Consider the following 19,174-nt stretch of genomic DNA (forward strand, 5'->3'; position numbering starts at 1 on the left):
CCGACCCCGATCCAAGCCCGGCTACTCGACCTCCTTGCGGTCGACCCCACCCAACCGCCATGATCAACAAATCCGGAGTTCCCGGGTCCGCCCACCATCACTCATGTGCGAAACACCCGGCTAGCCGGGCAGGACGGGCGGAAGCGGGCAGGAAAACGCCCGGACAAGCTCCATGACGCACCTCCTCACCCCGGCACCCTGCCGATCGGTGCCCAGCGTGCCGCGCGGTGGGACGGCGGCGCAACCGATTTATCCGGGGCCGTGGGCTTCTAGGCTTGCGCGCATGGACTACGACGCGGTGATCGTGGGCGGCGGGCACAACGGGCTGGTCGCGGCGGCCTATCTGGCCGGGGCCGGACGGTCGGTGCTGGTGCTCGAACGGCGCGGCGGGATCGGTGGCGCGGCGGTGTCCGCACGCCCGTTCGCGGGGGTCGACGTGCGGTTGTCCCGCTATTCCTACCTGGTCGGCCTGCTGCCCCGGCGGATCATCGCGGACCTCGGGCTGGACGTTCGGCTGCGGCGGCGCCGGATGTCCTCGTACACGCCCGGTCGACGGAACAGGTCTCCTTGTCGACACCGCGGCCGAGGCGCGCACCGCCGAGTCGTTCCGTACGGTCACAGGGTCCACAAAGGACTTCGAGGCCTGGCAAAGGTTCTACGCGCTGGCCGGACGGGTCGCCGCGGTGACTTTCGACAGTCTCACCGAGCCATTGCCTTCCCGTACGGAGCTGCGATCGCGGATTGGCGACGACGAGGCATGGGAGACGTTCTTCGAGCGGCCGGCACGCGGACGGCAACCCGTGCGTGGAAAGCGAAGACACCGCTGGATCTGGAGACCGAGCTGGGCCTGCCCCGAGGGCACATCTTCCACCGGGATCTGTCCTGGCCGTACGGCGAAGCCGGGACCTGGGGTGTCGAGACGGCCCACGAGCGCGTGCTGCTCTGCGGTGCCGGCGCGATGCGGGGCGGCGGAGTGAGCGGAATTCCGGGACATAACGCCGCGATGGCCGTGCTCGGTCGACGTTTCGGCGCCGGACGGGCAGGGTGAGGGACATGCGTGTGATCGTGATCGGTAGCGGGATGGGTGGTGCTGCGACGGCCTACCACCTGGCCGTGCGCGGGGCGGATGTCGTGGTGGTGGACGCGGAGCTGCCGGGCGTGGCCACGGACGCGGGGGCCGGGATCGTCAGCCCGTGGACCTCGCGGTGGGACGACGCGGTGTACCCGCTCGCTGCCGCGGCCGGCCGCTATTACCCGCAGCTCGCGGCTGAGCTGCGGGAACTCGGGCACGAGCCGTCGTATGAGGTGGTCGGCGGGCTCGTCGTTTCAGCGGACGAGCGCGAACTCGCCGCCGAGCAGGAGCGGATCGCCGCCCGGATCGCGGACGCGCCGGAAGCGGGCACTTCGCAGCGCCTTGATCCGGCGCAGGTACGCGAGCTGTTTCCGCCGCTGGCGCCGGACCTCGCGGCAGTGCACTTGACCGGCGCCGGCCGGGTGGATGGCCGGGTGCTGCGCCGTGCGCTGATCTCCGCTGCGATCGACCGGGGCGTGCAGTTCATCCAGGCGGGCGCTTCGTTGCAACCCGGGTTGCGGGTACGCGCGGGGGCGGACGAGCTGGACGGCGACGCGGTCGTGCTGGCTGCCGGAGCGTGGTCGGCCGACGTCGCCGAGCCGTTGGGTGTACCCGTGCCGGTGGCGCCGCAACGGGGGCAGATCAGCCACTTCGACCTGCCGGGCACCGATACCGCGGCGTGGCCGGTCGTCCTGCCGCAGAGCGGTCACTACCTGCTTGCGTTCCCCGGCGGCCGGGTGGTCGCGGGCGCCACCCGCGAAACCGGCTCGGGTTTCGACCACCGGGTGACCGTCGCCGGTCAGCGGGAGATCCTGGACGAGGCGCTCGCCGTCGCTCCCGGGCTGGCCGATGCGAGCCTCGCGGAGACCCGCGTGGGCTTCCGCCCGGCGACGCCGGACACGCTGCCGCTGCTCGGCCAGGTGGCGTCCGGGCTGTTCCTGGCCACCGGCTTCGGCCCGGCCGGGCTGACGCTGGCGCCCTACGCCGGGAAGCTGGTCGCGGACCTCGTTCTGGGTGAGGACGTGCCGGCGGACCTGCTCGCCCCGTGCGCCCCGGCTCGGTTCGCCTGACGCGGGCTCAGCCGGTGAGCAGCTCCAGCGCGTGCTCGCCGGTGCGCTCCACGGTCAGGCCCGCGTTCGACACGACCCGGAGCAACTGCTCCACAGTGGACGGTTCGCTGCGGGAGGTGGCGAGCACGGCGGCCAGTTTTCCCTTGTACGCCTTGTTGAAATGGCTGACGGTGGTGCGGTTGCCCCGCGCGTCCTCGGTGACCACGCGCACCGTGACCGCGTCCGGGCGCAGTTTCGCGAAGGCCGCGTAGGTGCCCGACCGCAGGTCGATCACCAGGCCTTCGACCTCGCGCAGCACCGGCTCCAGCACCGGTTTCCACAGCCCGCGCACGGTACCCAGTGCGGGCACGGTGTTCCCGCCGGAGAGCCGGTAGGCCGGAATCGGGTCGGTCGCCGAGACCACCCCGAACAGGGCTGAGGTGACGGCGAGCCGCCGCTGGGCCTTGGCGAGCCCGGCGCGGGTGAAACCGCGCACATCGAGCGCGTCGTAGAGCACGCCGGTGTAGCGGCGCAGCGCGGGCATCGTGGGGGAGGTGCACAGCTGCGCGTTGCGGGTGACCTCGTCGGCCTGTCGGGCGGAGATACCGAGCGTGGAGAGGCTGGCCGGAACGTCGCCGGCCAGCTCGACCAGCGCGTCGGTGAGCTTGGCGCGCACCGGGTTCAGCTCGGGGAAGGACAGCGCGCCGAGATCGAGCGGAGCACCTTTGCCGCCGTCGGCCTTGGTCTCGGAAGGGGGGAGGAGCACCAGCACTCCCGGAGCGTAGCCGCCGGGCGATCGGGGTGCGGGGGTGGTTCCTACCCTCTTGGTGTGGACCTCACCTGGCGCCCCCTCACGCTCACCGACGCCGGCGCGCTCCCCCGAGGCCGGTTTCGAGCGCTCCGCGCTGAGCGTGGACGTGGAGAACGACCACGGGGCGCTGTCGGTGTACGAGCGGTGTGGGTTCCAGGTCGCGGAGAGCACGTATAGCTACGTACTGCCGTTGAACTGACGGAGCGTCGTGGGCGTTGGGACCAAGTGCCCGGGGGTGGTTCCGCCATAAGAAGGTACCTTTCGGTGAAATGTCCGCTACCCTGAGTCAGGGGCGGAGTGTTTTCGGGTGAGTTGCTCCGCCGGCGCCAACGGGTGTAGCCGGAGGGGGAATTCCGTGTCTCAACCTGCGTCCGGGCCGACGTGGCTCGAAGGACTCGGCTTCGCGATCACCGACCGGCCGGGAGGTGGGGGAGCGTCCGGTGGGGGTGCGGGGCCGGGGTTCGCGATGTCCGTCGACGAGGCGCGGAGCATGCTCGTCGTGGCCAGGCGTGTTCGCGACAAATATAGGGATATGCGTCGGAAGGCAGAAACAACGCTTCGGATGAATCCGCCGGCTGACGAGCCAAATGGAAACAGTTACAACAGGCACATGGTGGGTGAAGACCACAATAGTGGTGTGCTCGGGGCGGGCAGAGCGCAGATCGAACTTGCGTATAACTATGCGAATGAGCTGGTATTGCGGCTGGAGCAGGCACTCGGGATTACCGAGTCGTCGGACAATCAGGCAAGGGTCGACGTCGAGAATGTGGCGCCGGGTGAAGGCAAGGGGTTCGCGTGAGGGCGCCCCGAGCATTGATTGCCTTGGCCGGGGCTGTTCTTGCGGTGGGAGGTTGTTCCGCGAAACCGGCCGCCGTACCTGCGAGTGCTCCGGCGTCCTCGGCAAGTACGAATGTGCCGCACAGTGGTGCCCCCAAAGTCGATCACCCGCTCCCGGCGTCCGTGCTCTCCGGCGACCCCTGTCAGAGTGCGCTGACCTCGGACCAGCTTGCCCAGATCCTCGGCACCGTGCCCCAAGGTAAACCGGATTCCATAGACGGCCTCGGCCCAAGCTGCGATTGGCACGCTGACGCCAGCGTCTCGGTCAGCTACGTGACACAGGATCACCAAGGGCTCAGCGCGGTCTACCGGAACGCCAAGCCGCAAACCTCGGTGTGGCGGGTGTTTCCGCTGATTCAGGGCTTTCCGGCCGTGGGATATGTCAGCAAAGAAAGCAAGCTGGGTGACATCTGCACGGTGAGCGTCGGGATTGCCGACAACGTCTCGTTCGATGCGGGGCTGATCTTGAGTCGTGCCAGGAAGGAGGCGCATGCGGACCCGTGCGAACTGGCGGCGCGGGTGGCCGGCATGGTCGCCACCAACCTGCGGCAGAAGGCGGGTTCGTGATGAGCATGTTCGACTGGGTCGGCGATGGTGTGCAATGGTTGAACGAGCAATTCAACGAGGTCGAGCAATGGGCTTCGAACGTGTGGCACGGAAATACCGGCGATCAGGCCGTTCCGGCGCCGGAGCTGGTGGAGATAATTCTGGCCAGCAAGGGTGCTGTGGAATGGCATCAAGGCGCAACTTCGCTGGATCAGATCGCAAAGGATCATGATGAGGTCAGTGCTGATGTGCAGCGGCTGAGTACTGGTCTGGAATCGGTATGGTCGGGAAACGGGGCAGAGGCGGCGCGGGGGAGGATCCGGCCGTTGGGCGATGCTTCTGCTGTGGCGGGGGAGACCTATGTCGGCAATTCACGGAACCTGGCGGATCTGGCGCACGGGTTCGACCAGATGAAGTCCGCGTTGCAGGCGATGCCGAAAACGCCGCCGCACAAGAACTTCTTCGATACCGCGACGCCGTGGGACACCGACACCGAAGAGCAGATCACTACCTACAACAGGATTGCGCAGGAGAATCTGGATCGCTACCACGGTTATGCGAAGCAGGCGCAGGCCAGTGGTCAGGGTTTGAAGAACGATTACGGCCAGTTGACTGCTTTTGACGGCCAGATCAAGCTTGCTGCGCAAGCCCCAGGGCCTTCCCCTTCGCCGCACAAGCCGCATAGCGGGCCGGGCAATCATTCGTATGTCCAGCCGGAGCCGACCGGTGTGGGTGGTGTCGCGGATACGCCCCCGCCACCGGTCGAGGGCTCGGAGTCGAAAGGTTTCGCTCGGCCGCAGGAGCCCGCGTCTTCGGGTGGTCACCGACCGTCGGCTGAGGTGGGTGATCCGTCCGGTGGTGGCGATATGCGAACGGCGGGCGCTGTACCGCCGCCGCTGCTACCCGAGCAGCGGTCCGGTTCGACGCCTGCACTGCCGGTGCCCGGTTCGGCGACTGGCTCCGGGGGCGATTCGTCGTGGTCCGGCGGATTCGAGGGTGGCACGTCGCCTGGACCGGGCAGGCCCGGCGGATCGGCTGGCCGTGGGCGGTCTGGTGGACCGGGCGGTGGTGCGGGATCGGGTGTCGGCGCGGAAGGGAGCATGCGTGGTGCGGGTCGTGGGCTCGCCGGTGCGCGTGGCGGGGGAGTCGTTGGTGGTGTGCCGCCGGCCGGCGGCAAGGGTGAGGACGACAAGGAACACCAGCGCAAGTACGGCGTGGACGACGATTCCGTGCTCGGCCTGACCGACGACGACGGCGAGCGGCTGGTGGATCCGCGGACCGGGCTGCCGGCCACGCCCCCGACGATCGGGGGCTGACCCATGCCGGGCAACGTCATCGAACGGCCGGTGCGGCTGACCCGGCCGGTGTTTCTGGTGTCCTGGGAGCTGGCCGGGCTCGGCGCGCTCCCGGCTGTCGTCGACCCGGACCAGACCTATCGGACCGGCGAAGCCACTGCCGCGCTGCGGGAACGGGCGCTGGGGGTGCTTGCCCGCCTCGGTCTGGCCGACGCGGACGGCCTGCTCGCGCCGCGCTATCGGGCCACGCTGGCGGTTCTCGCCGCGGCCCGGCGTGAGGCGTACGCCTGGAGCAACTGCCACTACGCCGGCGAGCACGAGAGCGGGGCGTCCCTGACCGCGGATTCCGGACGGGACGCCATCCGGCTGATCACCGATCACGAGGTGATCCAGCTGGACCCCATCCGGCCGGCGAAGGTGATCGAAAGCCTGGTGGACGCGCTGCCCACCTACCCCGCGGCTCGGATCCGGTCGTTGTCCGTGCCGAAGGCGCACTACGACGACGCCGGTCATGACTTCGGGGCGGACGACCCGCTCGCCGAGCTCTCCGACCAGGCAGATGAGTTGCGCCTGTTGATGCGCGCCGAGCGAGCCGCGATCCACCAGCTCTACATCGCGATCCGCGCCCGGACCGGGGAACGTGCGCGCAGCGCGCCGCTGTCCGCCATCGATCTGGTCGGCCGGGGCCGTGTGCTGAGCTTCGTGACCGACGGCCCGGACGGCGCACCGCAGGTCACTCTCCGGCCCGGTCATCGTGCCCGCCTGGCTGCTGCGCTCGTTGCTGCCTCGGGCGCGCTTGAGTAGAGCCCGGGTGAGCCGGGCGGGGTCGTCCGGAACGCCCCACCGTCCCTGCGGGAAGCGCTGGCGCACGGCTTCGTGTATGTCGGACGGGGCGTAGCCGGTATCGACGGGGCCGGGGTTGACGGTGAATGGCGCGGTCCGCGAGATGGTCGGCCAGGGTGCGGGTGATGGAGGCTAACGCGCCTTTGCTGGCGGCGTAGGCGACTTCAGATGACTCGCCCGCCGGGGCGGTCGTCGTGCTGGGCGGCGAAGGCTTGGGTGAGCAGGATTGTCGGTCGGGTGTTGACCGCCCAGTGGGCGTCGAGCATGGCCGCGTCCAGGACGCCCAGTTGGCCGTCGCCTCCGCCGCGGGCGTGGTAGCGGACGAGGATGTCGATGTGCCTGAAACGCGTCGACGGCGGTGTTGATCAGCGTCTGGGGCGCGTCGGACTCGGCAAGGTCGAGTCCGGTGTGGTGGACGCGGGTGTCGGGGTCGCCCAAGGTCCCGGTCACGTCCGTCGCGATGCTCTCCGGCCCCTCAGGGTCCGCGCCCCGGGGTTGCTCGCTGTGGTGATGCAGGACCAGGCCGGCGCCTGAGGCGGCCGGCCGCCGGGCAATGGCATAGCCGATTCCTGCGCGGCGGCTGACCCCGGTGACCAGCGCGATCCGGCCGCGCAGTGGCATCGGGCCGGGTCAGGGCTGACCGGGTTCGGTGTGGGTCATGATCACTGGTTTCGGACTGCTGGCTGTGGGTTCGCCGCTCAATGGGCGCCGTGCTCCGCGACGCAGAACTCGTTGCCTTCCGGGTCGGCCAGGACGGTCCAGGCGAAGCCGGGGAAGGAGTGCTGGTCCAGTTCCGTGGCGCCCAGGCTGACGAGGCGCTGCACCTCGGCCGCGCGGTCGGAGGCGGTGAAATCGGCGTGCAGCCGGTTCTTCCCCGTGCGAGGTTCGGGGACCTGCTGGAACCCGAGGACCGGCCCGCCCGAGGGCGGTTGTTCGAGCATCAGGAACCCGCCGTAGTCGGCGGCCACACGTACGTCCAGCGCCGCGGTCCAGAAGGCTGCCAGCGCACGCGGGTCGGCGCAGTCGACGGTGATCATGCGCAGTTCGAGTGTCATGCCCGGCAGGCTAGCTCCGGGGACCGACAGAAACCGGCAGCCGCGGATAACCCGCATGCGTCGCGGCCGGGGGGTTGACTACTCTGTGCCAAACGTCTAGAGCACCGCTCAGTGCAGGGAGTCCGCAGTGATCACCAGGATGTCGTCGTTGTTCCTCCGCACGTTGCGCGAGGATCCGGCGGACGCCGAGGTACCCAGCCACAAGCTGCTGGTCCGCGCCGGCTACGTCCGCCGGGTCGCCCCGGGCGGTTACTCGTGGCTCCCGCTCGGGCTGCGGGTGCTGCGGCGCATCGAGCAGGTGGTGCGCGAGGAGATGAACGCGATCGGCGCGCAGGAGCTCCAGTTCCCCGCGCTGCTGCCCCGCGAACCGTACGAGGCCACCAACCGCTGGACCGAGTACGGCGACAACCTCTTCCGGCTCAAGGACCGCCGCGGCGCCGACTACCTGCTCGGCCCCACGCACGAGGAGCTGTTCGCGCTCACCGTGAAGGGTGAATACACCTCGTACAAGGACTTCCCGGTGATCCTGTACCAAGTCCAGACGAAGTACCGGGACGAGGCCCGGCCCCGTGCGGGCATCCTGCGCGGCCGCGAGTTCGTCATGAAGGACTCCTACTCCTTCGACCTTGACGACGAGGGCCTGGAGCGGTCCTACCAGGCGCACCGTGGTGCGTACATCAAGCTGTTCGACCGGCTCGGCCTGGAGTACGTGATCGTCGCCGCCACGTCGGGCGCGATGGGCGGGTCGGCGTCGGAGGAGTTCCTCGCGGTCGCCGAGACCGGTGAGGACACTTACGTACGCAGCACGGGATCGGGTTACGCGGCGAACGTCGAGGCCGTGGTCACGCCCGTGCCGCCCGCGCGTCCGCTGGACGGGCTGCCCGAGGCGCAGGTGCACCACACCCCGGACACGCCGACCATCGAAACGCTCGTCGCGTTCTTCAACGCTGCCGGGCTCGGCCGCGAGTTCACCGCCGCGGACACGCTCAAGAACGTCCTGGTGAAGATCCGCCGGCCGGGCGCGAAGGAGTGGGAGCTGCTCGGTGTCGGCGTGCCCGGCGACCGTGAGGTGGACTTCAAACGGCTGGAAGCCGCGCTCGAACCGGCCGAGGTCGAGCTGATCGACGAGGCGGACTTCGCGAAGAACCGCTTCCTCGTCAAGGGTTACATCGGGCCGAAGTCGTTGCAGGAGAACGGGATCCGCTACCTCGTCGATCCCCGCGTGGTCGAGGGCACGGCCTGGCTGACCGGCGCCGACCAGCCCGATCACCACGTGCTCGATCTGGTCGTGGGCCGCGATTTCACCCCGGACGGCACGATCGAGGCCGCCGAGGTCCGCGAAGGCGACGCCTCGCCGGACGGCCAGGGCACGCTGGTTGCCGCGCGCGGGATCGAGATCGGGCACATCTTCCAGCTCGGCCGCAAGTACACCGACGCGTTCGAGGTCGACGCGCTCGGCCCGGACTCCAAGCCGGTCCGGATCACCATGGGGTCCTACGGCGTCGGGGTGTCCCGGCTGGTCGGTGTGCTCGCCGAGCAGAACCACGACGGCGCGGGCCTGATCTGGCCGCGCGAGGTGTCTCCGTTCGACGTGCACGTGGTCATCGCGGGCAAGGACGACACGGTGCGCGCCGGGGCGGAGAAGCTCGCCGCGGAACTCGACGACGCCGGTCTCGAAGTGCTGCTGGACGACCGCAAGTCCACGCCGGGCGTGAAGTTCGCGGACGCGGAGCTGGTCGGCGTGCCGACGATCCTGGTGGTCGGCCGGGGCCTGGCGAACGGGCTGGTCGAGGTGAAGGACCGCCGCAGCGGCGAACGCGAGGAAATCGCGGTCGACGCGGTGGTCGGCCACCTGACGAAGCTGGTCCGCGCCTGATCCGGAGCAGTTTTCGTTGCCGCACCTGCTCAGGCGGGTGCGGCAACGCTGGTTTGTGCGGGTCCGCCGGTGGGCGCCGTGACCTGCCCGCCTGGGGACCCGCCGAGTCGGCGGCAGACCGCCCGAGCTTCACCCTGAGCTGTGCCTACCGACGTGGGATCGCCTCGGAGCTGGTGGCGAACCTGCCTGAGTCCTGCCCGCCCGCGTGGGATCCACCTCCCGGCCGGTGGTGAACCCCGCCCGAGCACTGCCGAAGCCGGCGCGGCTACTGCGGAATCCCCGCGGCAGAGTGGTCCTCGACGCCGCCGCCGGTCCGCTGACGGCGCAGGGCGAGCTTGGCGAAGTCCTTCAGTCCGGCGTTGGGCAGGTACGCCCGGCCGAGCGCGAGGCCGATCCGGGGCAGATCCGCTTCATCACGGAAAGCCAGGTACAGCGGTTCGTGCCGCGGCTGGAACTTCGCCTTGAACGCGTGCAGCGAGCGGAATCCGTAGTACGGCTCCATCAGTGTGCTCAGCTTGTCGAGCATCCGGTCCACTGCCCGGCTCTGCGTGCGCTCCCGGCTGCGGACCAGCGGCGCCCCGGACAGCGACACGAACCGGGCGCCCTCCTCGCGGAAGGCGAGGCAGGCCGAGGCGATCACGAACTCCATCGCCGGGCGGAACCCGTCGCCGCGGCGGCGCATCACGTCGAGGGTCCAGCCGCCGACGGTGCCCGCGCCGGTGTGCACCGGTAGCCACGAGGTCACCCCGTGCACGACGCCCTCGGCGTCCACGGCCAGCCCGACCCGGGTGGCCGGGTCCATCGCCTCGTCCACCCCGCCGAGGGTGAAGCCCATTTCCGGCAGGCCCTTCTCGCCGATCCACTCCTTCGACAGCTCCCGCACCTGGTCGCGGATCTCCGGCGGCTGCTCGGCCAGCCGCACCAGGCGGAACTCGATCCCGTCCTTCTTCGCCCGGTTCAGCGCGGTGCGCACGTCCTGCCAGGCCTTGCCGCGGAACTGCAGGTTCTCCAGGTCCACCAGGGTGTCTTCGGCGACCTGCACGTGCTGCCAGCCCAGCTCCCTGGTCACCGCGACCGCCGAGGCCGTCGCGGAGAACACGCACGGCACCAGCCCGGTGTTCTCGCACATCGTGGCGAACTCCCGCAGCGTGCGTTCCCCGGAGCCGTCCGGGGCGACCGGATCGCCGAGCGCCACGGCGGCACCGGCATGCCGCTGGTAGGCCAGGTAGGACGCGCCGTCGGAGGCGACGAAGTAGGAGTTGTGCGGCCAAGTGGTCATCCACGAGAGGGTGCTGCCGCCGTTGCGCCCCAGCAGCAGCCGGGCGAACGCCGGGTCCGGGCCGGGCCGGAACAGCTTGCGGCAGCGGCGCCGCGAGGGCGTCCGGAAGGCCTTGCTCGCGGACAGCAGCAGCACCAGCTCGAATGTCCACAGGAGATTGTCCACGAAGAACAGCGCGAGCCCGTGGTCGTCGAAGTCCGCGTGGAACACCCTGGTGACCACCACCACGGCGCCGACCACGACCACCTGCCCCACCGCGGCGGCGCTGAGCACGACCGAGCACAGCCAGGCGAACCGTGAACCGCGGCGCAACCCGTTCAGCATCGGCACCACGACCAGGCACAACGCCAGCACTTCCAGCCCGGACAGGGAGACCTCGTCCGCGGAACCGAACGGGCCGTCGTCGGGCAGCAGCCACATCACGATCTCGGCGACGGTGAGCAGCACCAGCCCGGCGCAGGCGAGGAACCGCCATTCGCGCGCGCTGGTCTTGCGGACGTCCTTCGCCCGGTTCGGCCCGGCCAGCCGGTGGCCGAGCGGGAGACCGACGATGAGGGCGAAGAAGTGCACCAGGTCGGCGAGGTTGCCGACGAACATGATGGCCACCCCGGCGTACACGCACAGCCCGGCACGCAGCCGCAGCCGCCACGGATGGCGCAGGGTCGCGCTCGCCACCGCGATCGCGGCCAGCGTCCCGCCGGAGAACCCGACGTCGAGGGTGGTCGCGATGCGGTCCGCCCACTCCCAGCCGGAGTTCCGGCACAGTTCGAGGAACTGCAGGGCGGCGAGGGTGGAGACCACCTGGCCGCCGATGGTGACCGCCATCGCCCGCCGGGTGCCCAGCTTCCATTCGGCGATCCCGGCCAGCAGCGCGAAGGTGCCCGTCATCGGGAGGTAGAACAACGGCCGCAACGCGAAGAACGGCCCGGTCACCATCGTCCACCAGCGGCCGTTCTCCATCGACGGCAGCCCGTAGGCGTAGTACGGGAAGGCGCCCTGGTGCTCGGCGGCTTGCCAGAACGAACCACTGGCGAAGCCCACGATCAGCATCGCGAGCACCACGACAGTGGTGAACGGTAGCCGGTGCCACAGCACGGCGAACCTGCCGAGCGCTCGCTCGTGTCCCCTCGTACCGGCACCGTCGGCGGTCTTCCCGGCCGGCGTTGCGGTGGTCATGATCCATAGTCTGTACTGGTCGCGCGATCGAGGCATCCATCGACGGGGCGACATCTTCCCCTAAGGGTGTGCTACCGGGGGAGGACCCCGGTCTGGCCACAAGGGTGACGATCGATGACCCAGTTCGCTCTCACCTGCGCGAATGCCGGTCGTACCCGGGCAGAGCGGGTCGCGGAGGTGCGGAACAGGGGTTGCCCTCCGGCGATCAGCCGAGTACCGCCGCGCGGACGGCGGCGAGATCGGTCAAATCGGGCAGTACCGTGTGCGCCCCGGCGTCCGCGAGTTCGGCGGCGGGGTGGCCGCCGGTCGCCACGGCCACCGCGGTCGCGCCGTGGTCCAGCGCGGCGCGGACGTCGTCCGGGGTGTCCCCGATGACGACCACGGCCTCCGGGGCGAACTTCGTGCCGTGCTTGTCCGCGGCGGCGGAGACGGCGTGCGGGACGAGGTCCGAGCGGTGCGCGGACAGCGAGCCGTAGCCGCCGATCTCCAGATCCAGATGCGTGTCGAGACCGAACGCGGCGAGTTTGTGCCGGGAGATCTCCGGCAGGTTGCCGGTGACCAGGGTCTGCACGATCCCGTCGTGGGCGCCGAACTCGGCGAGCGCGGTCGCTGCTCCGTCGAGCGCCCGGCCCTTTCCGGCCAGCGTGTCCGCGTCGCGGCCGGCCGCGGCGATCAGCTCGCGCCAGAGCCGCCGGATCGTCGCTTCGTCGGCCTCGATGCCGTGCAGGGTCAGGATTTCCGTGCTGATCGCCAGCTCGGTGTGCCCGCCGTAGTGGGGCCGGGAGTGCATCTGTACTCCGGTCGCGCCGGCGAGCGCGGCGGCGTACCAGACGCTGCCGAGTCCGGTGTAGTCCACGAGCGTGTGGTCGATGTCCCAGAGCACCAGCCGGTGCGCGCGCGTCGTCACGCCCGACGATGGTACCGACGCGGCGCTCACCCGGCGAGGAAGCTGAAGCGCACCCGGCGCACCGGATTGTCGACGTTCGTGTCCACCAAGCACACCGATTGCCAGGTGCCCAGCATCAGCACCCCGCCCAGGACCGGCACGCTTGCGTACGGCGGGATCAGCGCGGGCAGCACGTGGTCACGGCCATGCCCGGCGCTGCCGTGCCGGTGCTGCCAGCGGTCGTCGCGGGGGAGCAGCTCGTCGAGGGCGGCGAGCAGGTCGTCGTCGCTGCCCGCGCCGGTCTCCAGTACGGCGAGCCCGGCGGTGGCGTGCGGTACCCACACGTGCAGGAGGCCGTCGGTGGCGTCGGCGTCGCGCAGGAACGCTTCGGTCTCGCGGGTCAGGTCGTGCACCACCGCACTGTGGCCGGTGCGTACCTCGATCTCGGTGGAGTACATGGGCTTCAGCGTAGGGCTCAGGAATCGAGGTAACGGAGCACAGCGAGCACCCGCCGGTTGTGCCCCTCGGAGGGCAGCAGGCGGAGCTTGCCGAAAATGCTCGTGACGTATTTCTCGACCGATCCGGCGGACAGGAAGGTCTCGGTCGCGATCGCCGAGTTCGACCGGCCCTGCGCCATCAGGCCCAGGATCTCGCGTTCCCGCGGGGTCAGCCGGGCGAGCGAGCCCGTCCGGCCGGTGCCCGCGAACAGCTGGCGCACCACCTCCGGGTCGAGCACCGTCTCGCCCGCCGCGACCCGGTCCGGCGCGGTGAGGAAGTCCGACACCTCGGCCACCCGGTCCTTGAGCAGGTAGCCGACCGCGCCCGTGTCGCCGGCCAGCAGCTGCCTGGCGTAGTTCGTCTCGACGTACACCCCGCTCTCTGGCCGGGGAACGCATGATCCGCGCCTCGGTGCACACGCTGCACCGGCAAGTGCGCGCGCACGAGGCGCACTTCCGGTTCGTCACGCGGGAGCGTTACGCGGGGACCGGCCCGGTGCCCCGGGCGATCGCGGTGGAACTGCGGATGTTCGCCGGTGATCTGGCCGTCGACCTGGCCCGGTTCGAGTACCTGCGCGACTGGCCCACCGAGGACCTGCGGCTGCTCGCCGACCTGATCGTCACGGCCATGCTCGGCACTGTCGCGGAGCTGCTGGACACCCGGCCCGGGGACACCGGCGCGGACGAGCGGATCCTGCAGATGGCCCAGAAGCGGCTCCGGATGATCCTGCTCGGGGTGCCGTATTGGCCGCCGCCGGCCAGGTCAACCTGATCGCGATGACTAGGGCGGCTGCCCGGCGCGTGGTAGACCTGGCACGTCCGATGATCCTCACTGTCGAGGAGGTCGCGTGGCGGAAGACGGAAGCCGGCTCACGGTCGGCGTGGTCACCGAGTCCCGGCCCGGCGAACGCCGGGTCGCGCTCGTGCCGAAGCTGGTGCCGAGGCTCGCGCAACGCGACCTGACCACGATCGTCGAGCGAGGGGCGGGCGCGGGCGCGCAGCTGACCGACGACGCGTACACCGAGGCCGGTGCCGAGCTGGGAGATCCCTGGCAGGCGGACGTTGTGGTCAAGGTCGCCACGCCGACCGCCGAGGAAATCGCGAAGCTCAAGCGTGGCGCCGTGCTGATCGGATTTCTCGATCCCCGCGGCGATCCGGAAGGTATTGCCGCACTGGAGAAAGCCGGCATCCGGGCGTTCGCGATGGAAGCGGTGCCGCGGATCTCCCGTGCGCAGGCGATGGACGCGCTGTCCTCGCAGAGCAGCGTCGCCGGTTACCGGGCGGTGCTCCTGGCGGCGGAGAAGCTGACCCGGTTCTTCCCGATGCTCACCACCGCGGCGGGCACGGTGCCCCCGGCGAAGGTGCTGGTGCTCGGCGCCGGGGTGGCCGGGCTGCAAGCACTGGCCACGGCGAAACGGCTGGGCGCTCAGACCACCGGCTACGACGTGCGGCCCGAAGTCGGCGAACAGGTCCGTTCGCTCGGCGCGCAGTTCCTCGACCTCGGTATCGAGGCGGTCGGTGAAGGCGGCTACGCCCGGGAGCTGACCGAGGAGGAACGCGCGGAGCAGCAACGTCGGCTCACGGAGGCGATCACGAAGTTCGACGTCGTGGTCACCACCGCGCTGGTGCCTGGACGCAAAGCGCCGACGCTGGTCACCGAGGAAGCGGTGCGGGGCATGCCCGCCGGGGGAGTGGTGCTCGACCTGGCCGGGGAATCCGGTGGGAACTGCGCGCTGAGCCGTCCGGGCGAAGACGTGGTGGTGTACGGCGTCACGGTCAGTGCGCCGCTCAATCTGCCCGCCGGAATGCCCGCGCACGCGAGCGAGCTGTACGCGCGCAACGTGACCGAGCTGCTGGAGCTGCTCGTGACCAAGGAGGGTGAGCTGCGGCTGGACTTCTCCGACGAGGTCGTCGCCGGTGCCTGCGTGGCCGGCCGGGAAGGGAGCGAGTCGTGACCCTGGTGGAGAACCTGGCCGTGCTCGTGCTCGCGGGTTTCGTGGGCTTCGCGGTGATCTCGAAGGTGCCGAACACCTTGCACACGCCGTTGATGTCGGGGACCAACGCGATCCACGGCATCGTGCTGCTCGGCGGCCTGATCGTGCTCGGCCTCGGCGTGGACGGGGTGCTGAACAAGGTGCTGCTGGTGATCGCGATCGCCTTCGGCACGATCAACGTGGTCGGTGGATTCCTTGTCACGGACCGGATGCTGGCGATGTTCAAAGGAAAGAAGCCGCAGCCGGGTGCGGATGAGGAGGCGTCATGAGCACACGATCGCGTCAGCTTGCTCGTGATGCCGACCGGGTGCGGGTGTCCCGCAAGACACAGGAGGCGGGCAAGTGACGCAGCTTGTCGCCGTTCTCTACATCGTCGCGTTCGCGTTGTTCATCTACGGCCTGATGGGGCTGACCGGTCCGCGTACCGCGGTGCGCGGCAACTGGATCGCCGCCACGGGTATGGGAATCGCGGTGATCGCCACGCTGCTCACCCCGGGTATGGGCAACTGGCCGCTGATCGTGCTCGGCGTCGCGATCGGTGCGCTGGTGGGCGTGCCGTCCGCGCGCAAGGTGAAGATGACCGCGATGCCGCAGATGGTGGCGCTGTTCAACGGTGTCGGCGGCGGTGCGGTCGCGCTCATCGCGTGGGTCGAATTCCGCGACACCGGCGCGTATGCGCACGAGCCGCGGTATGTCGCGATCGCCTCGTTGTTCGCCGCGCTGATCGGTTCGATCTCGTTCTGGGGCTCGAACATCGCGTTCGGCAAGCTGCAGGAGCTGATCACCGGCCGCCCGGTCACCCTCGGCAGGCTGCAGCAGCCGTTGAACGTGCTGGTGCTGCTGGCGGCGCTGGCCTGTGCGGTGGTGATCGCCGCGGGCGGGGACGGCGAGGTGCTGATGATCGGGCTGCTGGTCACGGCCGCGCTGCTGGGCGTGCTGGTGGTGCTGCCGATCGGCGGTGCGGACATGCCGGTGGTGATCTCGCTGCTGAACGCGTTCACCGGGCTTTCCGCGGCGGCGATGGGGCTGGCGCTGTCGAACACCGCGCTGATCGTCGCGGGCATGATCGTCGGCGCGTCCGGTTCGATCCTGACCAACCTGATGGCGAAAGCGATGAACCGGTCGATTCCGGCGATCGTGGCCGGCGGATTCGGCGGTGGCACCGCGGTCACGAGCGGCGGGTCCGGCTCCGGTGAGGTCCGGCCGGTGCGCAGCACGAGCGCCGCGGACACCGCGATCCAGATGGCCTACGCGAGCAAGGTCGTCGTGGTGCCCGGGTACGGGATGGCCGTGGCACAGGCGCAGCACGCAGTGCGCGAGATGGCGAAACTGCTGGAGAGCAAGGGCATCGAGGTCGCCTACGCGATCCACCCGGTGGCCGGCCGGATGCCGGGACACATGAACGTGCTGCTCGCCGAGGCCGACGTGCCGTATGAGCAACTGCGTGAGATGGACGAGATCAACTCCGAATTCGCGCAGACCGACGTCGCGCTCGTGATCGGCGCGAACGACGTGACGAACCCGGCCGCGCAGACCGATCCGGGTTCGCCGATCTACGGGATGCCGATCCTGAAGGTCAGCGAGAGCCGCTCGGTGATCGTGCTCAAGCGCGGGATGAGTTCGGGCTTCGCCGGAATCGACAACGAGCTGTTCTACGATCCGAAGACCAGCATGCTCTTCGGCGACGCGAAATCGTCGGTGGGCGAGATCGTGGAGGAACTCAAAACCCTATGAGCGGTGGGTCGGATGTGCGGGCCGAGTTCGCGGGTCCGGCCGAGAATCTCGCCTTCGACGAGGCGTTGTTGCGGGAGGCTCCGGCAGCGCCGTTGCTGTGGCTGTGGCGCAATCCGGTGTGCGTCGTGGTCGGGCGCGGGCAGAAGATCGCCCGGGAGGTCCGGGTGGCCGACTGCCTCCGTGACGGGGTGCCGGTGCTGCGCCGCGCCAGTGGCGGCGGCACGGTGTTCCACGATCCCGGCAACCTCAACGTGACGCTCGTGCTGCCCGGCCCCGCGGATCGGCCGATGGAGATGCTCGGCAGGCTGATGACCGGTGTGGTCGAGTGGCTCGGGCTGCTGCCGCGGCTCGGTGATCGGGGCGTGTTCGTCGGCGAGGCGAAGCTGTGCGGGTTCGCGGTTTTCCGCACGAAGGAAGGCCTGCTCGCGCACTCGACGCTGCTCGTCGACACGGACGCGGCGCGCGTCGGCGCCTACCTCACCGGTCCGCCGCCGGATCCGAAACCCCTCGACTCGCACCGCAGCAAGGTCGCGTCCCTGGCGGATCACGGCGTCCGATTGCCGCACGGCCAGGTCGAAACGGTCGTCCGCACCGTCGCCGCCGAGCTGCTCGGCCCGCTCACCCCTCGTCCACCCACCTCCGCCGAACTCGCCCGGCACCGCACTTTGCTGAGCACGCGCTACCACCACCCGCCTTGGCATTCCGACGGCCGGCAGCTCGGTCCGTGAAGGGTCCCTTCACGGAATCAGAGGCTGTGAAGGGTCCCTTCACAGCCGTACGTTCGGTGGTGCGCTTGCGTGATCCACTCCGGTGGTGTGCCCTGGGCGTATGGCGGAACTGACTTTCGACGTCGTGGTGATCGGTGCGGGCCCGGTGGGTGAGGTGGCCGCCGAGCGGGCCGCGAGGGGCGGGCTGAAGGTGGCGCTGGTCGAACACGAGCGGTTCGGCGGGGAGTGCTCCTACTGGGCGTGTATCCCGAGCAAGGCGTTGCTGCGCCCGGGGAATCTGCTCGCCGCGGCCAAGCGGATGCCCGGCGTGCCGATCGGGGACGAGCTGGACGCGGCCCGCGTGCTCGCGCGCCGCGACTGGTTCACCGGCAAGGGTGACGACACCGGGCAGGTCGAGTGGGCGCGTGGCGCGGGCATCGAACCGATCCGCGGGCACGGGCGCGTCACCGGCGAACGCGAGGTCACCGTCGGCGACGATCAGGTGCTCATCGCGCGGCACGCGGTGATCGTGTGCACCGGCAGCGTCCCGCGGCTGCCGCCGATTCCCGGGCTGGACGCGATCCGGCCGTGGGGTTCACGCGAGGCGACGTCGGCGTCCGAGGTACCCGCGCGGCTCGGCGTGCTCGGTGGTGGCGTGGTCGGCGTCGAGATGGCGCAGGCGTGGGCACGGCTCGGCGCGCGTGTGGACCTGGTGATCACCGGCCCGCGGCCGCTGCCGAAGCTGCCGGACTTCGCCGGTGACCTGCTGCTCGACGGGCTACGGGAGGCCGGGGTGCGGGTACATGCCTCGTCCGGGCTGCGCGAGGTGTCCGTTGTGGACGGTGGCACCGCGTTGACGCTGGTCGACGGCACGGAACTCGTGGTGGACGAGCTGCTGGTCGCCACTGGGCGGGCACCGGCCACCGGCGAGGTCGGCCTGGACGTGCTCGGCCTGCCTGCCAGCGGCCCGCTGGCGGTGGACGAAAGCGGCCGGGTGTCCGCAGTGGACGGTGGCTGGCTCTATGCGGCGGGCGACGTGACCGGCCGCGCGCTGCTGACCCACCAGGGCAAGTACGGCGCGCGCGTCGCCGGTGACACCGTGGCCGCGCGGGCACGCGGTGCGGAAGTCCCCACCGAGCCGTGGAGCCGGTACAGCGCCACTGCCGACCACCATGCCGTGCCACAGGTGGTGTTCACCGATCCGGAGGTGACCTCGGTCGGGCTGACGGAGGCACGCGAAGGCTCCGCCGACCGGGTCGTGGACATCGACATCGCGGTCGCGGGCTCTTCGCTGCACGCCGACGGGTACGCGGGCAAGGCCCGGATGGTGGTGGACACCGAACGCGGCGTGGTGCTCGGCGTGACCTTCGTCGGGCAGGACGTCTCGGAGCTGCTGCACTCGGCGACCATCGCCGTGGTCGGCGAGGTTCCGCTGGACCGGTTGTGGCATGCGGTACCGGCGTTCCCCACGATCAGCGAGGTGTGGCTGCGGCTGCTGGAGGCGTACGGGCTCTGAG

General features: G+C 70.1%; 19 protein-coding genes and 1 pseudogene. 14 read left to right on the top strand and 6 right to left on the bottom strand.

Translation table 11 applies throughout. From position 1 onward, the window contains the following. The first annotated feature begins 283 nt into the window (after positions 1-283). Positions 284-1,048 (top strand): NAD(P)-binding protein, encoded by a 765-nt coding sequence (locus tag D5S19_RS21185; protein WP_267901139.1) that lies wholly within the window; start codon positions 284-286, stop codon positions 1,046-1,048. A 5-nt stretch (positions 1,049-1,053) separates the two neighbouring features. After that, positions 1,054-2,142, top strand: coding sequence for an NAD(P)/FAD-dependent oxidoreductase (locus tag D5S19_RS21190; RefSeq protein ID WP_120025110.1), 1,089 nt, complete (start codon positions 1,054-1,056; stop codon positions 2,140-2,142). A gap of 7 nt (positions 2,143-2,149) precedes the next feature. Here D5S19_RS21190 and yaaA read toward each other — a convergent pair whose 3' ends face one another. Then, positions 2,150-2,893 (bottom strand): peroxide stress protein YaaA, encoded by a 744-nt coding sequence (gene yaaA, locus D5S19_RS21195; protein ID WP_120025111.1) that lies wholly within the window; start codon positions 2,891-2,893, stop codon positions 2,150-2,152. Between the two features lie 37 nt (positions 2,894-2,930). Between yaaA and D5S19_RS21200 the strand changes: the two genes are divergently transcribed. From D5S19_RS21200 to D5S19_RS21220, 5 genes are all read left to right on the top strand, one after another. Then, positions 2,931-3,131, top strand: coding sequence for an N-acetyltransferase (locus D5S19_RS21200; protein WP_120025112.1), 201 nt, complete (start codon positions 2,931-2,933; stop codon positions 3,129-3,131). Between the two features lie 267 nt (positions 3,132-3,398). Then, positions 3,399-3,731, top strand: a complete 333-nt coding sequence (locus D5S19_RS31795) for a hypothetical protein (protein WP_147397479.1) — start codon at positions 3,399-3,401, stop codon at positions 3,729-3,731. Between the two features lie 44 nt (positions 3,732-3,775). Then, positions 3,776-4,336, top strand: a complete 561-nt coding sequence (locus D5S19_RS21210; protein ID WP_120025114.1) for a DUF3558 domain-containing protein — start codon at positions 3,776-3,778, stop codon at positions 4,334-4,336. Continuing rightward, positions 4,336-5,631, top strand: a complete 1,296-nt coding sequence (locus tag D5S19_RS21215) for a hypothetical protein (protein WP_120025115.1) — start codon at positions 4,336-4,338, stop codon at positions 5,629-5,631. Before D5S19_RS21210 ends, D5S19_RS21215 begins: the two co-directional genes overlap by 1 nt. 3 nt (positions 5,632-5,634) lie before the next feature. Further along, positions 5,635-6,414 carry an ESX secretion-associated protein EspG gene (locus D5S19_RS21220; protein ID WP_120025116.1) on the top strand — a complete coding sequence of 260 codons (780 nt, stop codon included), beginning with the start codon at positions 5,635-5,637 and terminating at the stop codon, positions 6,412-6,414. A 737-nt stretch (positions 6,415-7,151) separates the two neighbouring features. Here the strand turns inward: D5S19_RS21220 and D5S19_RS21230 are convergent. Next, a complete protein-coding gene (locus D5S19_RS21230; protein WP_120025118.1) occupies positions 7,152-7,508 on the bottom strand; it encodes a VOC family protein in 357 nt (118 codons plus the stop codon). 127 nt (positions 7,509-7,635) lie between these two features. Here D5S19_RS21230 and D5S19_RS21235 point away from each other — a divergent pair, with 127 nt between their 5' ends. Further along, on the top strand, positions 7,636-9,384 hold the full coding sequence (locus D5S19_RS21235; RefSeq protein ID WP_120025119.1) for a proline--tRNA ligase: 1,749 nt from the start codon (positions 7,636-7,638) through the stop codon (positions 9,382-9,384). Between the two features lie 265 nt (positions 9,385-9,649). Here the strand turns inward: D5S19_RS21235 and D5S19_RS21240 are convergent, their stop codons facing one another. The 4 genes and pseudogenes from D5S19_RS21240 to D5S19_RS21255 form a co-directional block, all read right to left on the bottom strand. Next, entirely contained in the window at positions 9,650-11,839 is a 2,190-nt protein-coding gene (locus D5S19_RS21240) for a bifunctional lysylphosphatidylglycerol flippase/synthetase MprF (protein WP_120025120.1), read from the bottom strand. Between the two features lie 205 nt (positions 11,840-12,044). Continuing rightward, positions 12,045-12,746, bottom strand: a complete 702-nt coding sequence (locus D5S19_RS21245; RefSeq protein ID WP_233574069.1) for an HAD family hydrolase — start codon at positions 12,744-12,746, stop codon at positions 12,045-12,047. A gap of 26 nt (positions 12,747-12,772) precedes the next feature. Then, the gene (locus D5S19_RS21250; protein ID WP_120025121.1) at positions 12,773-13,183 is read right to left on the bottom strand and encodes a secondary thiamine-phosphate synthase enzyme YjbQ; all 411 of its coding nucleotides are present in this window, start codon (positions 13,181-13,183) and stop codon (positions 12,773-12,775) included. A gap of 17 nt (positions 13,184-13,200) precedes the next feature. Beyond that, a pseudogene (locus D5S19_RS21255) lies at positions 13,201-13,593 on the bottom strand (response regulator transcription factor); the annotation flags it as partial. A gap of 26 nt (positions 13,594-13,619) precedes the next feature. Here D5S19_RS21255 and D5S19_RS21260 point away from each other — a divergent pair. The 6 genes from D5S19_RS21260 (at position 13,620) to D5S19_RS21285 (ending at position 19,173) form a co-directional block, all read left to right on the top strand. Then, positions 13,620-13,994 (top strand): hypothetical protein, encoded by a 375-nt coding sequence (locus D5S19_RS21260; RefSeq protein WP_199730613.1) that lies wholly within the window; start codon positions 13,620-13,622, stop codon positions 13,992-13,994. Positions 13,995-14,070: 76 nt separating this feature from the next. After that, positions 14,071-15,177, top strand: a complete 1,107-nt coding sequence (locus D5S19_RS21265; protein ID WP_120025123.1) for a Re/Si-specific NAD(P)(+) transhydrogenase subunit alpha — start codon at positions 14,071-14,073, stop codon at positions 15,175-15,177. Between the two features lie 2 nt (positions 15,178-15,179). Beyond that, on the top strand, positions 15,180-15,485 hold the full coding sequence (locus D5S19_RS21270) for an NAD(P) transhydrogenase subunit alpha (RefSeq protein ID WP_120025146.1): 306 nt from the start codon (positions 15,180-15,182) through the stop codon (positions 15,483-15,485). A 73-nt stretch (positions 15,486-15,558) separates the two neighbouring features. Further along, the gene (locus tag D5S19_RS21275) at positions 15,559-16,950 is read left to right on the top strand and encodes an NAD(P)(+) transhydrogenase (Re/Si-specific) subunit beta (RefSeq protein ID WP_120025124.1); all 1,392 of its coding nucleotides are present in this window, start codon (positions 15,559-15,561) and stop codon (positions 16,948-16,950) included. Then, entirely contained in the window at positions 16,947-17,678 is a 732-nt protein-coding gene (locus D5S19_RS21280; protein ID WP_120025125.1) for a lipoate--protein ligase family protein, read from the top strand. Before D5S19_RS21275 ends, D5S19_RS21280 begins: the two co-directional genes overlap by 4 nt. Positions 17,679-17,778: 100 nt before the next feature. After that, positions 17,779-19,173: a dihydrolipoyl dehydrogenase family protein gene (locus D5S19_RS21285; RefSeq protein WP_199730614.1), complete on the top strand. Its 1,395-nt coding sequence runs from the start codon at positions 17,779-17,781 to the stop codon at positions 19,171-19,173. The last annotated feature ends 1 nt before the right edge of the window (position 19,174 follow it).

The sequence above is a fragment of the Amycolatopsis panacis genome (assembly GCF_003600245.1).
GTDB classification, from domain to species: Bacteria; Actinomycetota; Actinomycetes; order Mycobacteriales; family Pseudonocardiaceae; genus Amycolatopsis; species Amycolatopsis sulphurea.